Here is a 16,120-nt window from a genome sequence, read left to right as displayed (position 1 = left end):
TTGCCGAGCATTGCACTTTGGGATGAAAGGGATGATAGCTTGGAAGTGGTGAAGTCATTTGGTTACGATGATTTCAAACACAGGTTGTCTTAATTACAACCCGTTAATCAAACCATAAAAAATACCCAGCTAATCGCTGGGTATTTTTTTACAATGCCCTATTAGCTGGTGCTCAATGAGCCGTGATTATTACTTTGAATCGCTAATTTTTTCGCGCTTTTGGCATTTATTTTTAACCAAATTCGGCAAACGATATCTGATAACACAACAACTGCAAACGTCCAAATAATTAGAGATGTTAGGCTCATCTGTAATGCGCCGAATATCATTAAACACCAACCTATGATCAACCAGTGTATACAGTAGATAGTTGTTATGTTTTGGCTCCAGCCATATAACAAACTAAATAATTTAGATTGACCAAAGTGCATAGTAAGCCATTGGAATAAGCAAAGAAATACCAGTACAAGTCCTGATAAGCCAACAATTAACCCAGGGCCTGAGCGCATATTATCAACGATATGATATTCAGGATTAGTCAGGCAAATCGCGATACCTGCTACAAGTGTAACAATGCCTATCAGTAAGGTTTGTTTAAACGCTTTATTACGATCTGCTTGAGATTTGAACCAATAACCAAATGCCATACCCGCTAACGGATAAGCAAGCCAAGGGAATAATGGGAATAGTGCACCATGTGACTTATTGCCAACAAAGATTTTTAATACCTGATCAACAAAACCTATGCCTGTTTTTACATCCCATAATAACGGTGAGATAAATGCTACCACTACTGCCAATACTAACCAGACTTTGGCATTGGAAAAATAATGCCTGACAATCGCACATATACCATATGCCAAGCCAGCACACTGCAAGATATCGACAACAAATAAACTGTTGATAGGTGTATGAGGGCCTAATTGTTCGTAGGTAACAAAACCAAACTGAATGGATAACCAAGTTGGAATTGTTGATCTAAACAGGTTTAGCAAATAACCGAGAGCAAATAGTGCTGCAGCACGTTTTAGTTGAGTCGTTAAATTTCCCTGTTTGGAAAAGGCAACAAATACTCCCATTAAAAATATAAACAGCGAAGCGGCAGGCCAACCTAATAAAAATTTTACGGTCGCCCCATAATAACCTTCGTGAACCTCTGGTGAGCCATAAAAATTGAGTACATGAATGATGATCATAAAAAATACCGCGAAGCCGCGTGCTAAATCAAAACCCAAAACTCGAGAGGATGGAGCTTGTGTTTGGCTGACTGTTGTTGTTTTTGTTGTCATGTGTACTTCTCTTATTGTGTGATGACAGTATTACGATTAAATTGAAAATTTTTGGCTTTAAGCCAAGCGCGAGTTACTAAGTCGGATAACACCACTAAGGTGATCATCGAAGCGATGGTTTGGCTTAAATTAAGTTGTTGGGAGCCGACTAACATGAGACCCCAACCTATGAGTATCCACTGCACGACATATATAGTCGTTACGTGTTTACTCCAAAAATAAAGTAAGTTGAAAATTGGGTTGTTAGGTACATGCAATGTGATGTAACGGCAGACACTTAGCCAAATCAGTACAAAACCTGTGATCATAACTACAGATCCCGGACCTGTTCTTAATGGGTGAGCGATGTGATAATCATAATTACTTATGGTAATGGTTACGCCAGTTAGTAACACAGCACAACCGATGACAAAAGAGCGGCCAAATAAGTTGCTTTGTGCATCAGGCTTTGAAAGCCAATGACCAAATGCCATACCGACAAGTGGGTAAGCTAACCAAGGAAATAGTGGAAATGCCGTTCCATAGTGGTAGTGCCCCCAAAGGAATTTGGTTAACTCGTCAACAACAGGCATACCTGTTTCAAAATCCCAAACATACGGCGATGCAAAAGCAATGATTGTCGCCAGTGCAATCCACAGCCAGGGTTGGTTAGGTAATGTGTGTTTTAAAACGAGGCCAATGGCATAAGCTAAAGCTGCATATTGGAAGATGTCAATTACGAGGAATTCTGTCATTGGGGTGTAGCCACCGAGTTGCTCCAGCGTAACTAATTCCATCTCAAGTGATAACCACATAGGGGCTGTTCCCCTGGCAAAATTGAGCAAATAACCCAAGGCAAATAACATAAAGGCCCTTTTCATGCCTTGGCTAAATGTTTGTTTGTTACCGTAGATTAAAAATACGCCCATTATAAAAATAAATACTGGTGCGGCAGGCCATTCGCCTAAGTATTCAATGATGGTACCAAAGTTAGTTACCCATACAGGCTTGATTGCATAGAAGTGCAATACATGTATTAGAATCATGAAAAATACTGCTAAACCACGAGCGAGATCGAATCCAGCAATACGTTGAGTTGGAGAAGGGGAGTGTGAACTCATAATAATTGTTCCCTTGATTAATAAATTACTTCAGCTGTATCAACCCATGATTCTAAAGAACTTAGAGAATCACTTAGATACGCTTGTTTACAGGCATAGCGTTGAATTTTTCCAGACGTCGTTTTATTTAAACTACCTGGTTTGATTAATACGACGCCAGCCAGTTTTATTTGATGTATTTGCTTGACTGCCAATCTGATTTGAACGATCAACTTTTTATGATCGGCTTTAATACCCTGACGACTTAATTCCTGAACTAGGATAATTTCAGCATTTTGTTTGTCATTGGAGGTATTAAATACAGCACCTCCAAATGGAGCAAAATTATCAGATAGCGCCATTACTGTGTGTTCAATATGCTGTGGGTAGTAGAGTTTATTTTGATGCGGGATAACTTCTTTAGTCCGACCTGTAATATACAAACGGTTTTGATGAATAAAGCCTAAATCACCCGTTCGCATGAAGCCAGATTGTCCATTCACGCAAATATTTAGATTATCACTATTGAGATTTGGTTTTTGCCAATAGCCCTGCGCGAGGCTATCGCCTGCGATGAGTATTTCACCAATTTTCCCGTCTTCTAATTCATCGTGTGTTTGAGGTTGGCAAATCTTGACGCTTATACCCGGAATTATTGCACCTGAGTTAATTAAAGGTAATGCGTTTGCTTGTAAGCCGCTGGTTACTGATATTTTTCCTTTATGAAAAGATGTTGGCTCTGCCTCGATTAAGGCTAAGTCTTCTGGTTTAGTGGTCGCTGTGACTAATAAACAATTTTCTGCCATACCATAGCTCGGCTTTATTGCAGAAGGGCATAACCCTGTGTTCGAAAAATAGTGATTAAAGTGCTTTATCGTGTGCGCATTGATAAGCCCTGCACCCAAAACAAATGTCTTTAATGTTGATAAGTCTAAAGTCTCTTTATCTGAACTTGAAACCGCTTTTACTGCGAGGTCTAAGAAGAAATTAGGGCCAGCTGTAACAGTCGCTTTTACATTCGCTATTAGCTTAAGTAAGCCTTGCGGCGATTGAGCAACCTTTTTTGGGTTGACTAGATAAATTTGACCAGCGACCCTCATCGGTGCCAATAATAATCCTACAAACCCCATATCATGATATAGAGGTAACCAATTTAAGAAAATATCTCTTTCTGATATGTCAAATTGCGTTGCGATTAAACTGGTGTTCGTGATTAAGTTCTTATGAGTAAGAATGACACCTTTGGGTGAATCTGTTGTTCCAGAACTGTATTGAAGATAAGCAATGTCATCAACATCGATGTTAGGCTTTTTCCAAGGTACCTTGGGTGTGGTTTCTAACTCGCTATCAATTGCCAACAAATTTAAACTAAAACCACTCTTAGCAGACCAATTATCAATATCGCCAATACTATCGGGTGATATCAAAGCTAGCTCAGGCTGACAATCCTTCACTATTTTATTTAACCTTTGCCAACTTCTTTGTTTTTTACCAGGCTGATAAGCTGTAACCGCAATGACACCAGCATAAACACAAGCGAAAAATGCAACGACATAGTCGATACTATTTGGCATTAGGATTATAACGCGATCACCAAACTTACTTTGCAAAGCGATCTTTGAAGATAAGATTCTTGCTCTTTCGGAGAGCGTTTTATAAGTAATGCTTTTAGCTTTATCTGGGACGTTATCAGCTTCGATAAGTGCAATTTTGTCCGGATATTGCTTTGCATTATTTTCTAAAACATCCAGGAGTGTGTGATTATGAGAAACCATGAAGTAATGTTCTTTTGATTGAGTGATGAAAAGTTCAACCTTATGCAATAGCCACCGATTGCTGCTTAAGTTGCTGAATTAAGTATCTGTCTCTGGTTAAAATCTCTTTACTGTGATCACCAAACCATTCTAAAGAGGCTTCCATTTGGCGGATATTTTCATCAGCGTGATGATTAACGTGATTTAAAAAGGCTTTGTAATTAACCGCACCTTCAAATAACGGGACAATACCTTCTCTAGAGCCAGATGCCGAATACACGGTTGCAGGTGAAAAAACATCGAGTAAATCCGCAGAACTGACATTTTTTAAATGGAAGTGATTGATATAAGGTTTGAGTTTTTCCATTGCTGGGATCACATCTGCACCTGATTCCCAAACATGTAACACATCGAAATTTAATTTCATGTTTTGTGCCGCGACTTTGCTGAACAAGCGCTCGGTTGATTCAACTGTATCGGCAAATGTATTAGGGTGAACCTCTATAATGAGCTGCAAATTATGCGGTGCAATTTTGCGACAGACGCTTTGTAAACGACCGCATAACTTTTGAAAGGCTTGCTCATCAGTTTGCAAACTGCCTTTATTTCCTGCAAACGTGCGTATCTTTTTACTACCCCAGTGCTTGGCTAAATGGCAAAGGAGTTCAACTTTTTGAGCTAACGTATCTTCATCAGCATCAAGCGGAAGATAATCGCTCAACATGGTTGTTTTTAAGCCATACGTTGCTAACCAATCTTTATTAAACTTTGGTTGCGAAGCTAAATTTTTGGCATGTGTGCCCCATAATTCAATCCCTTGAAAATGATTAGCCCTTGCCCATTGAGCGAGTTGCTCAATGGAAATAAGTTGGTGACGAAATGAGATAGTGCAGATGGATAAAATCATGCGCTAACCTCTTCATCAACTGGCTTTGTTTTGGCATTTAAGTCGCATTGTTCTGACCAGATATCGAATAGTTCAACCATGCGCTTTTTGATTGAAAATTCGCGTTCATCTTGCTGGTTCAAAATATGTTCTATCTCGACGGCTAGCTCGGCAATCAGTTGATTTTTATCTTGTGCTGCCCCTTCAAAATTTTGCTCGAGATTGGCAATTTTCATTGCTCTGAATTGAATTTGTTTATAGCCAGAAACTAAAGCTTCAATGACCTCACACCAATCTTCAAATTCAGTAAAGTCCATCTCAAGCTGTAACATGAAAAAGGCCAATCCATGTTCATAGGCGTACTTACGAATAGACAACACTGGCAATTGCATTAACGCATCTGTAAACGCACCAGGCGATAAATCATAGGTATCACTCAGGTGTGCATTAATAATGCTTCTAACCGCATCTGTCATTGGGTTAGTTTGCACGTTAATACACGCTTTAAAATAATCGTGGATAACTTGATTTGTGCAAGGCTTGATTGCATTTGCATCAAAAATATAACCACCCGCTACAGCATCTGACTCGATCGAGTAGAAGACTTGCTGTTTGTCTTGCTCGCCTTCCCATCTAAAGTCGGGATCGTGCATAAATAACTTATCAGGGTCATCCATGTTTTCTAACATGACGTAATGCGGGAAAGGGTTGGCATTAAACTTATTTTCACGCTCTGGTAGACGATACATATCAAGCATAACCATGATCTGTTGTAAGTCGGTTTTATCATCTAATAGTTTTGATAACTTACTGATGTTGTATGCTTTGTCTCTATCGTGCTCAAACCAAGGTAATACTTCAACGCCGTAGATTTTTTGGTACCAATCACGGAAAAAATCGTGGTTTAACCCCTCGGCGTGATAATTAATTTGATGGTTAGCATCAACAACGACTTCTGCATCCCAAACACCAAAATAAAACGGTCGGTGATCGACATTAGGGTTTGCTTTAATCGCCTGACATAAACAGCTGACAAAGCAATGCACTTTTATGTCTTCAAACTCTTCTGCGGCATCTTCAGTGACGTGTTCAGTTGTTTCTGGTTGTAGTTTTTTTAATAAAAATTCACTCAGGGTATCAACGCTGACAAAGTCTTCTGCATTCAGCGCTTCATCTGGTACTTCAATATCGAGTTTTAGCTCTAAACTGATCAATAATTGCAGCACTAAAACTGAATCTAAATACAGGTCCTCATTAAGCCTAGCCGTTGGGCTAAAAGCGCCAATATTGGCAATGTTTAATTCATCCGCTAAAACTTGTCTAATAGCGTCAATGATTTGTGATTTTTGCATGGTCGTTGTTTCAAATAATAAAGTGTTAAGCGGTTAATTGGCTTTGCTGGAAGTCCAAGGCGATTTGTTTGCGGTTGACTTTACTGTTTGCCATGCGGGCAATTTCATCAACTTGCTGTAAAACTTGGGGTAATTGAAAAGGAGCCAGGTGCTCTGAACTCCATTGTCTGAGTTCGATTGGATCAAGCTCAGAATCGGCAACATATTGTAAACAGACTCTGTGACCTGCAAACTGATCGTCCATTTTAAAGATTACGGCGTCAGACACTTTAGGGTGTTTTAAGATGATATCTTCAACTTCTGTTGGGTAGACGTTTAAACCAGAAACAATAATGGTGTCATCTAAACGGGCCATAAAACGAATATTCTCGCTATCATCGATAAAGCCTAAATCCTGAGTACCGATAGTTTTAATACCCACTTCAGTTTTCACTTTAGCGATGATCTCAGCTGGATTTTGGCTATCACGGCTACATGTGATATCGACATGAGGGAGTGGCTTACCCACTTGATTGGCCTTTTCTAACTTGCTTGCAATACTAATGCAGCCGGCTTCTGAACAGCCGTACTGTTGGAAGAAATGCTCGATTTTAGGTTGGATTTGTTCAAATACTTGTTCTGACATGATGCTGCCAGATGTCATCGCTGCAAAAAGCTTTTCGTTAGCTGGCCATAATCTTAATAGGCCTTGAAGCATTACCGGTGATGAATAAAGTAGCGGTTTTTGTACTGACTTAATTTTTTTGATTAAGTACTTAGGGTTAATACTATTGATAATAACCGGTTGTAAACCGCGTTTCAGTGCAACCATCACACCACAAATTAGACCGTAAGAATGGGTTGTTGGACAGGCAACAACGGGTGTCATGCTCTGTGTATCGGTGAAAAACTCACAATAGCTGTCAATTTCAATATCAATATCTGCCCAGCTTCTCAAAATACATTTTGGTTCACCTGTTGTGCCTGAGCTCATTTGAATGATACCTGGGCGTGCATGGGTTTGTTCAGCCACCTCAAGCACGGTGCATTGATCGATTGCTTTGTACAGCAATAAACTACAGCCTGCTTTTTCAGCCATACGCTTTGCCGTTTCATACGGAATATTCGGATGAATCGGCATGACTGATGTTTGGATTGATTTGAGGTAATAGCAAAGCGTTAACCAAGCAAACGTATCTTCAACGCAGACCGCAATTTTTTTATGCTGATTAATTAATGGCGCTTGGCGATACGTATTGTGTTGCTGAATAAAATCATCTTCACTGAAGGTGGTGTCATTGATAACTAACATACTGACGTCTCGAATTGGTTGGGCGTATTGGCCGATGTTGATGATGCTGAAACCTGTGCCAGCGGATTAACGACGTTGTGATGGAATTCTGCATCGGGTTCGTCACTGAATTTTTTCATCAGCAATGACTCTGTTTTGATATAGGGCTGATAGATGTCGACTTGTTCGATTCTATCTTTGTTGGTAAGCCCTGATTCTTGATAGTGGTTGAAGCATTGATGCACCAGTTGCCAAAATGCTTGTTCTGGGTATTGGTAGTATTCTTCTAACAACAAAGATAAATCAGCTAAGTTAAATACGAATAAAGTATCAATCACCAACTCACGTAGTGCTTCAACATTCTGCATCCAATAATATTGATCGGGGTTAGCGTTTTGATAGCGGCTATCAAGCTCTTTGAAATTAGGCGTGAGTGCTGGTTGTGCTAGGTAAGAATCAACATATTCTAGGCTTTCGTGGAAATCTCTTAATACTGCTTTTTCTGGCCAGCCATTTTGATGTGAAAACAGCATGTTTTGACCATGTGCTTCTATAGCAATGCCATGATTAACCAGCAAATGCCAAACCGGTATGATGGTCGTTTCAATCAGTTGTTGTAACCACTTTTCACAGCCGTATTGTTTTATCCAAGGCTCAATAAATGGCTTGCCGTCGGCTTCTAATACAGTCAATGCGACAAAAGGAACAACACGATTTTCATCAATAAGTGAATGAATACTCTGTCTGAAAATAACACCAATTTGACCATCTAATTTATGGAAACAAGGTGCATCTTGAGTCTTGTCATAGTCAAATGTGATACCGGCATATTCATCGAGCAGGACCGCGTTTTGACTGAAAAATTCATCATCTTTAACTAAGTTATTTAACCAGTTAGATAACACAGGGGCACTGCATATAGAGTGAGAATCAATAGACCTAAGCGAAGAGGTATTAACCATGTTTAAAGGCAATTTAATATTGGCTTTTTCAGGATGAGTGACATTGAGTAATGTACGAACAGAAATACTCGCTTGATATTGATCGCCTGCTGCGCCTAAATACGCTAATTGACCGTTTTGAACGAGTACGTTCAACTCTGATTGTAAGTTTTGCCACTGCCAAGGGTGAATGGGTAGTAATGAAAAACCTTCGGTTTGCCCAGTTTGTTCAACCAGACGGTTTTGTAATACTTGGTAAGTTTTTTCACCTAACTCGTTTTGCCAAAATTCCACTTCGTTATTTACAGGCAAGTTAGCACGCATTAAATTTGAGCGAATAGCAATCCAGTCTAGCTGAAAGGTATTTTGATATTCTGGACCATAGTTTTGATGGTCATTTAAGCTAAAACCGGTTCTAGCTTTAAAGCAAGGGTGATAAGGGTGACCTTCGTCAATTAAGGACTCTAATTGACTGTAACCTAATTGCGTACGACGATTTGGCTTAGTGATTTTTGCGTGATTCCACTGACATAGTTTGATCGTTTGCATCAACTCACTATGTAACTTGGCTTTGACTATATCGTTTGTCGGTAAGTCTTCAATGAGTTCTTCAAGATCAACGGTTTGCCAAATCATTTCTTTTTTAAAGGCCATCTGTTGGCTGTCTAATCTGACACGACCAAAACTAGAATAACGCCCTTTAGCTTTGTATTGACGTTGGTTAAGCTCAAAGAAAAAGTAACCATCTTTGTATGTTTTTTCACACACATGCTCATACAAAACGGCTTCTAACAACTGTTTGATTACACGTGTGGTTGGATTAATCGATTGTGTATCGGTATTGATAAATGAAGCACGGTTAAGTGCTTCACCTTTAGCTAGATCAAGCGGAAGCAAGTTTCACCTCTTTGAGTTGATCATGGATTTGTTGAGACTGTTGGTGCAAAGCAAAAAATGGGTTGGCTATTTCGGTATAAACCGCGAGCTCCTGTTCTGCTTGTAATTCATCAACGTCTTCGACGCGGGTTAATAAGTTGGCTTTGCTTGGTAGTGTTGCTTTAAGTAACAGCTGCTCAATGAAGTTCAGTCCAACACCTGATAATTGCGCCCGAATTTTGATTAATTTTTTGTAGGTCAAAACGAGTAACTTTTGTTCACTAATCAGTTGGTCTTGACCGAGTCGGCTGATGATAGAAAACAATTGGTTAATGAAAAGGTAGTAGCCAAAGCGATCAGCAATCATGTCATCTTGATAAAAAAGATCGTCATTTACTTTAAGTGCAGGCTCTTGTTGGATTAACGTTTCTTTTAGCGTTTCAGATAAATAGAAACCTTGATTGTCGCGATAGTAATAATGGCTAGGGGTATGGTCAGTGATTGTCAGCAACGAATTTTGTTGGTGAGCTTCTAATGCAACACCGTGTTTTTCGTATAGCCAAATTGAAGGCTCAATTGCGCATCGCCAATAACTGTCAAACCAGATAGATGCCGCTGTCTCTATATTGATCAGTTGTTTTTCAGCCAATGCATGTACCTGTTGAGCTAATTTCGATTGAGCACCTGGTAAAATAGGGTCTTGGGTTAATGCCGCTATAGATAGGGTATTATTTGTTTCTTGGGTAAAGGGGTTATGGCGCAAAATCGTTTCAAAACCACTTTCTTCCATCCCTGGTAGTTCTACTGTGATGTAGGCCGGATCTAAGATCATCGAAAACTGCGGGTAAGCCGTTTTGAAATCACTTTTTTTAATTAACTTGCCCACGTTCATACCCGCTTCAAGCTCGTGTGCCATATTTTGACGTAACGAGTTAGTAATTTTGACTGGGATAGAAAGCTTGATCATGTAATCAAGTTCAGCACAGTAGAGCGTTCTTACAGATGATGTTGGGGTAAAGGTTTTCCCCATTACACCCAAATCGACAATATCGCCTGATGAAATAAGATCTTTTAGGTAATCTTGATGTAATAACCAATGTGCTTGTAACGGATGAACCGGAACCAACTGCTTATCTGCATCGATTGCATTAGAATCTAACTCGGCTATCTGATTAATGATTTGTTCAGCGCACGCTTCAATCATCGAGTTCTGTTTGAGCAGCTGGCGTGAAATAGCAAAGAAATGTAACTTGAACTGGGCTTTTAATTCTGGTGTGTAGTTTTTGTGTTGCCAAAGATGAATTCCCTGACGTGATTTAGGGGTAGGGTGTAGCCAGTGCCCAAATAACAAAGATTGCTCTGAGGCAATAAAATCGAGTTGCTTCAAGGTTTCATCGTTGCCGCGTTCAACGAGATAATCCTTCATGATTTGTTGGCTTTCTAAGGTTCGTGTTAGCAGCTCAACTTTATTTTGGTTTTGTTCTGGGTTATCCGCATAGATGTTATCAATAAGCATGAAGGTCGCTGAAAGATAGGCAATAGATTGCCATGTCCATTCATTTTCATCTTTGATAAAGGCTTGAGTGAATATGTGTCGGCCAACGGATGAGCGATAACCGACGCCCAGTGCTAACGTTTTATTTATACCCGTTAGTTGGATTTCAAGGGCATAAACTTCTGTACCTGAAAACCTTAAACCTGTTTGCAATTGCCATTCGCTGGCACTGTGCCAAACACCTGGATCAATTTCACGAAGGTAGCAATTGGCAAATGCTTGAAACGAAGCATGCTCTGCAACTTGAATTGCATTGAGGGGCATCATGATGCTCTCCAGAAAAAATGTAGTGATTAGAAAAATTTTTTCAGATCTTAATGATACCCATTCTCATTATCAAATAAGTTTACAATTGTTACCTTTCGTTTTTTAATTAGCTTTTAGCTGGTTTAATCTCGTTGGTCGATGCGCAAAAACAAAATATAAAGCGACAAAAAATGCACACCATTCTGCCAGTGGTAGTGCAATGATAAAGGCAAAATCATTGCTGGTTGGTGAGAGGAAGTTTAAATCCGGTAGCCATAAATAAAAAGCTAATAACAGGGTTGCCGGTAGCACTAAGCTTCTCGCTGTTGCAATTAATGCAGAGGGTTTGGGTTGATGAATGGCCGTAAGATAGCAAGTTAATACTATGTTCGTACCATTGATTAAAAATAGCGGTAAAATCAGGGGCAGCAGCTGATAACTGACCTCAAGTACAGTCTGCTCATTGCTAGAAACAAAACTTCCGAGTACTGCGTTTGGCCAGATGAGCAAGGTGCTAACAATAACAAGCCCCATCGATAAAACGGTCATTACCGCGATTGATAAAAATTGTTTAACGCGAATGTGTTGTTTCGCACCGAAGTTCTGACTGACAACTAAATGCAGTGCATCGGCTAAACCGTAGCTGAGCATAATGCTTAAAAATATAAAGTAGTTAACTAAGGTAAACGCGGCTACACCGTCTACCCCAAGGCGATGAATCATCAAACCGTTTAAGATAAAAAAGATGATACCGACAGACATTTCGTTGATAAATTCAGAGACACCGTTAAAGGCAGATTGCTTTAATAAAGCCCAGTTGTGATTTAACCAAGTAAATTTTAATGCGCGTTTAGGGCTGAAAAAATAATAACTCAGCACCAAAAATTGGATAACTTGGGCAATTGCGGTTGCATAAGCCGCTCCTGCCAGTCCATAGTCCAGCTCGACGATAAACCAGTAGTCCAGAATGATGTTCAGTACCGCGCCAGTCACAAGAGCTGTGGTAGCTAGTATTGGATGGCTATCAGGTCTGACAAAATAATAGAGCACCATAGTGGTGAGCTGTAAAATAAATACCCAGCGAATAACATCCAAATACTCTTTAGCCATGGGGTGAATTTGCTCAGGCATACTCAACAAACCAAATAGTTCATCAACAAAAAATAAACTTAAAAAAGCAAAAGTGGCGTTAATGACAATCGAGGCGATTAAAGACTGGCTAAAAATATCACTGGCTTTTTTTACGTTATCTTCGCCCATTGCCTTACCTGCTGAAACCGCGCCACCTATGGCTATCATCAATGCCGTTGCAATAAGTAGAGTGAAATAGGGCACCATTAAGGTAATCGATGCTAATGCATCCGCACCGACATAGTTTCCTACAAAAAAGCCATCTACCAAATTGGCGGTCGTGATCGCCACTAAGCCTATGATGGACGGTAATACATAGTAAAAAAACGTGGGAATGACTTTGCCTGACAAGGCTGGATTATTCTGTGACATCTTGCTTATGAGCTTTTTAATTTTAGGTATTTTTATAATGGCGGGCAGTATATTTAAAATTTATGATATTGCAAATGAAAGTAATTCTCATTAATATTTATTAAAAATGTTTAATAATTGTAAATAAGAGTACAAATTGAAAGCAGCATGCATTTTGATAATAAGTGGCCAGCCCGATTTAGCTGTCGACTTAGCTTCTAGTTTAGAGCACGAATCATGTGACATTTGTTTTTGCCCCAAAGGAGATGATGGGGTATTGATGGCGCAGACTCAATCTTTTGATCTTATCGTGTTAGATCAAGCTATCGCAGGCGAGGGAGAATACAGTTATGCTCAGCGTATCCGTATGAGCAAACAGACGCCGTTAATTTTAGTATCCGCTGATGGTTCGGTTGAAAATCGAATCAAAGCCTACCATCAAGGTGCTGATGACTTCATCAGCCGCCCGTTCCACATCAAAGAAACCACGCTTAAAATCAATGCGCTATTGAGGTTATCAGGTGCGCGGCAAACTAAAACAAATTCTCAATTAAACAGCGACCAATTGATTTTGGATAAATCGAAGCAAAAGGTTTATTTCGAAGAGCAGGAGTTGGTGCTAACTCCAACTCAATTTAAATTACTTTGGTTGTTGGTTGAAAACCGCAACCAAATTATGAGTAAACCCTATTTGTATCAGGCGGTACTCGATAGGGAGTTTTTCCCGTACGACCGCAGTATCGATATGCACTTTAGTCGAATTCGCAAAAAACTAATGGAAAAGGGCATGGTTGCCGATCGCTTAACCACAATTCATGGTAAAGGATACCGCTACTCGTAACCTCTTTAGCGACCAATAGCTAAATCAAGATTAATTAGTAACAGTTGTAAAAATCCTTTCTTTATTTTTGTGAAAATATAAAAATCCACAAACGATAATAATTATCATTTGTATTGTTTTTGTGCAAATGTGAGTCGAAATAACATGAGTATTATTGAACAAGTTGCCAGCCAAAAACAGGCTGATTTTATTGCTGATCTGCAAGTGTCAGGTTTCAATCCAAGCAAGATGATAAACCGTCTTTGCAAACATTTTTCACATAAAATCAATGCAGTATGGAATGAAAATCAAGGTTTTATTGAGTTTGAAATGGGCTTTTGCCAGTTGGATGCTCAAGGTGAATTGCTCGTTTTTCAATGTGGGGCAAAAACTGAAAGTGAACTGACCGAGATCACCGATTGCATGGATAGCCACTTTATTCGTTTTGCAAAGCAAGCTGATGAGTCGGTTAGACCACTGTTGATGTGGCGTGTAACGCATACCAAAGAAGGTAATCAAAATGACTAAAGCAAATTTTCCAGACTGGTCATTAGGCCAAGCCAGTAAAATGTACGGCGTTGATCACTGGGGCAATGACTATTTCTCAATTGATCAGTCTGGCAATGTAGTGGTAAAAAACCCACAGCAAGGCGCAGAGCATCCAGTGCCTATTATGGATATTGTTCAAGGCATGCAAGATCGCGACTTACAGATGCCTGTATTACTTCGAATAGAGAATATTCTAGATGAAAGTATCAGCAGCCTGAATGACACTTTTGCTGATGTTATTGAGAAAGTTGGTTATCAAAATAAGTATCAGGGTGTATACCCAATTAAAGTTAACCAACAGGCGCAAATTGTTGAGGAAATTGCACAATTTGGTGCACGTTATAACCACGGTTTTGAAGTAGGTAGCAAGGCTGAAATGGTGGCGGCACTTTCAACAATTGAAGCACTTGATAGCTTGATCATTTGTAATGGCTACAAAGATCAAGAGTTCATCGATTTAGGTTTAGAAGCGACCAAACTCGGCTTTAAGTGCTTCTTTGTGGTTGAAACGCTGACAGAGTTACCAATTATTGTCAAACGAAGTGAAGCCTTGGGGGTCAAACCTTTAATTGGCGTACGCACAAAAATGACCAGTCAAATCAGTGGGCATTGGGGGGCTACAAGCGGTGAGCGCAGCGTATTTGGCTTATCGTCTAACCAGCTAATTGAGGCAATCGACTATTTAAAAGAACACCAAATGCTTGATTGTTTACAATTACTACATTGCCACTTGGGTTCACAAATTCCCAATATTCGTGACATACGTTCAGGGGTATTAGAAGCGTGTCGTTATTATACCGATTTGTGTAAAGAGGGGGCTGCTCTCACTCATATTGATTTAGGTGGTGGTTTAGCCGTTGATTATACCGGCTTACAATCGAGTTCGGGTCAAAGCCGAAATTACAGTTTGGCTGAATACTGTGAAGACATTATCGATACCATAAAAACGACACTCGATGCTCAATCTATTGCACATCCTGTAATTGTCACTGAATCAGGGCGAGCAACCGTCGCTTATACGTCTATCTTACTGTTTAATATTCTAGATACTGTCGATTTTGATGCTAAACCTGTACCTAATGCAGCTGAAAATGAGCACTCATTAATTGCCAATATGCGTGAGATCAGTGGGTATTTAAAACCACAACGCGTACAAGAGTGTTTTAACGATGCACAGTTTTACCGAGATGAAATTCGAGAATTATTCAAACGCGGTCAAATTGATTTAAGAACACGCTCTGTATCTGAAACACTTTATTTTAACTTATTGCATCAAATCAAAGCGGTATTAGCTGATATGCCGCGTATACCTGAAGAGCTTGAAGGGATTAATGAGTCTTTAGCTGATATTTACTACGGTAATTTCAGTTTATTCCAATCGCTGCCTGATTCATGGGCGATTGATCAGCTTTTCCCAATAATGCCCATTCATCGGTTACATGAAAAACCAAATCGACAAGCCATTTTGGCTGATATTACGTGTGATTGTGATGGCAAGATTGAGCAGTTCTTAGTTGATCAACAAATTGAGAAAACCATTCCATTACACGATGTAAAAGAAGATCAGGAATACTATCTAGGCGTATTCCTAGTCGGTGCTTATCAAGAAACCTTAGGTGATTTACACAATTTATTTGGCGATACCAATGTGGTCAGTGTCAGATTAAACGCTGATGGTAGCTATGACTTTGTAAAAGAAGTACACGGGGATAGCATCGAAGATGTGCTGAGTTACGTTGAATACCAGCCACATCAAATGAAAACACGTTTTAGAAATACCGTTGAAGCCGCGGTTAAAGATGGTCGAATTAATGCCAGAGAAAGGCAACAAATGATCAAAACGTTTAATGCGAGTATGCAAGGTTATACCTACTACGAGAAAGAAGAATTATCAGAAAATGTTAATCAAGTAATTAAAAGAGCAAGTTGATGAGCAAAGTTATTATTGTTGGCGCCGGAGGCGTTGGTGGTGTGGTTGCACACAAGTGTGCACAAGTGGCAGAAGTATTTAGTGAGATTGT

Annotated in this window: 12 protein-coding genes; 3 read left to right on the top strand and 9 right to left on the bottom strand. The window is 39.6% G+C overall.

Features of this window, described 5'->3' with window-relative positions; genetic code table 11:
- Positions 1-161: 161 nt before the first annotated feature.
- From HR060_RS18530 to HR060_RS18490, 9 genes are all read right to left on the bottom strand, one after another.
- On the bottom strand, positions 162-1,289 hold the full coding sequence (locus HR060_RS18530; protein ID WP_174201771.1) for a heparan-alpha-glucosaminide N-acetyltransferase domain-containing protein: 1,128 nt from the start codon (positions 1,287-1,289) through the stop codon (positions 162-164).
- An 11-nt stretch (positions 1,290-1,300) separates the two neighbouring features.
- Positions 1,301-2,389 carry a heparan-alpha-glucosaminide N-acetyltransferase domain-containing protein gene (locus HR060_RS18525; RefSeq protein ID WP_174201770.1) on the bottom strand — a complete coding sequence of 363 codons (1,089 nt, stop codon included), beginning with the start codon at positions 2,387-2,389 and terminating at the stop codon, positions 1,301-1,303.
- Between the two features lie 17 nt (positions 2,390-2,406).
- On the bottom strand, positions 2,407-4,143 hold the full coding sequence (locus HR060_RS18520; RefSeq protein WP_174201769.1) for a fatty acyl-AMP ligase: 1,737 nt from the start codon (positions 4,141-4,143) through the stop codon (positions 2,407-2,409).
- A 40-nt stretch (positions 4,144-4,183) separates the two neighbouring features.
- Positions 4,184-5,029, bottom strand: a complete 846-nt coding sequence (locus HR060_RS18515) for a sugar phosphate isomerase/epimerase family protein (RefSeq protein WP_174201768.1) — start codon at positions 5,027-5,029, stop codon at positions 4,184-4,186.
- Positions 5,026-6,360: a DUF6005 family protein gene (locus HR060_RS18510; RefSeq protein ID WP_174201767.1), complete on the bottom strand. Its 1,335-nt coding sequence runs from the start codon at positions 6,358-6,360 to the stop codon at positions 5,026-5,028. The genes HR060_RS18515 and HR060_RS18510 overlap by 4 nt, the downstream gene beginning before the upstream one ends.
- A 25-nt stretch (positions 6,361-6,385) precedes the next feature.
- Positions 6,386-7,651: an AMP-binding protein gene (locus HR060_RS18505; RefSeq protein WP_174201766.1), complete on the bottom strand. Its 1,266-nt coding sequence runs from the start codon at positions 7,649-7,651 to the stop codon at positions 6,386-6,388.
- Positions 7,645-9,468, bottom strand: coding sequence for an IucA/IucC family protein (locus tag HR060_RS18500; RefSeq protein WP_174201765.1), 1,824 nt, complete (start codon positions 9,466-9,468; stop codon positions 7,645-7,647). Before HR060_RS18500 ends, HR060_RS18505 begins: the two co-directional genes overlap by 7 nt.
- The gene (locus tag HR060_RS18495; protein ID WP_174201764.1) at positions 9,455-11,269 is read right to left on the bottom strand and encodes an IucA/IucC family protein; all 1,815 of its coding nucleotides are present in this window, start codon (positions 11,267-11,269) and stop codon (positions 9,455-9,457) included. The genes HR060_RS18500 and HR060_RS18495 overlap by 14 nt, the downstream gene beginning before the upstream one ends.
- Before the next feature lie 102 nt (positions 11,270-11,371).
- Positions 11,372-12,751: an MATE family efflux transporter gene (locus tag HR060_RS18490; protein WP_174201763.1), complete on the bottom strand. Its 1,380-nt coding sequence runs from the start codon at positions 12,749-12,751 to the stop codon at positions 11,372-11,374.
- Between the two features lie 136 nt (positions 12,752-12,887).
- Here HR060_RS18490 and HR060_RS18485 point away from each other — a divergent pair, with 136 nt between their 5' ends.
- The 3 genes from HR060_RS18485 (at position 12,888) to speA (ending at position 16,029) form a co-directional block, all read left to right on the top strand.
- On the top strand, positions 12,888-13,571 hold the full coding sequence (locus HR060_RS18485; RefSeq protein ID WP_174201762.1) for a response regulator transcription factor: 684 nt from the start codon (positions 12,888-12,890) through the stop codon (positions 13,569-13,571).
- Positions 13,572-13,715: 144 nt separating this feature from the next.
- On the top strand, positions 13,716-14,078 hold the full coding sequence (locus HR060_RS18480) for a DUF2218 domain-containing protein (protein ID WP_217434976.1): 363 nt from the start codon (positions 13,716-13,718) through the stop codon (positions 14,076-14,078).
- Complete coding sequence (speA, locus tag HR060_RS18475) at positions 14,071-16,029, top strand: biosynthetic arginine decarboxylase (RefSeq protein ID WP_174201761.1); 1,959 nt, start codon at positions 14,071-14,073, stop codon at positions 16,027-16,029. The genes HR060_RS18480 and speA overlap by 8 nt, the downstream gene beginning before the upstream one ends.
- The last annotated feature ends 91 nt before the right edge of the window (positions 16,030-16,120 follow it).

Source organism: Marinifaba aquimaris, assembly GCF_013328345.1.
In the GTDB taxonomy this organism is placed as follows: domain Bacteria; phylum Pseudomonadota; class Gammaproteobacteria; order Enterobacterales; family Alteromonadaceae; genus Marinifaba; species Marinifaba aquimaris.
Note: the sequence above shows the minus strand (reverse complement) of the source record. Positions and strands in the feature narration are given on the sequence as shown.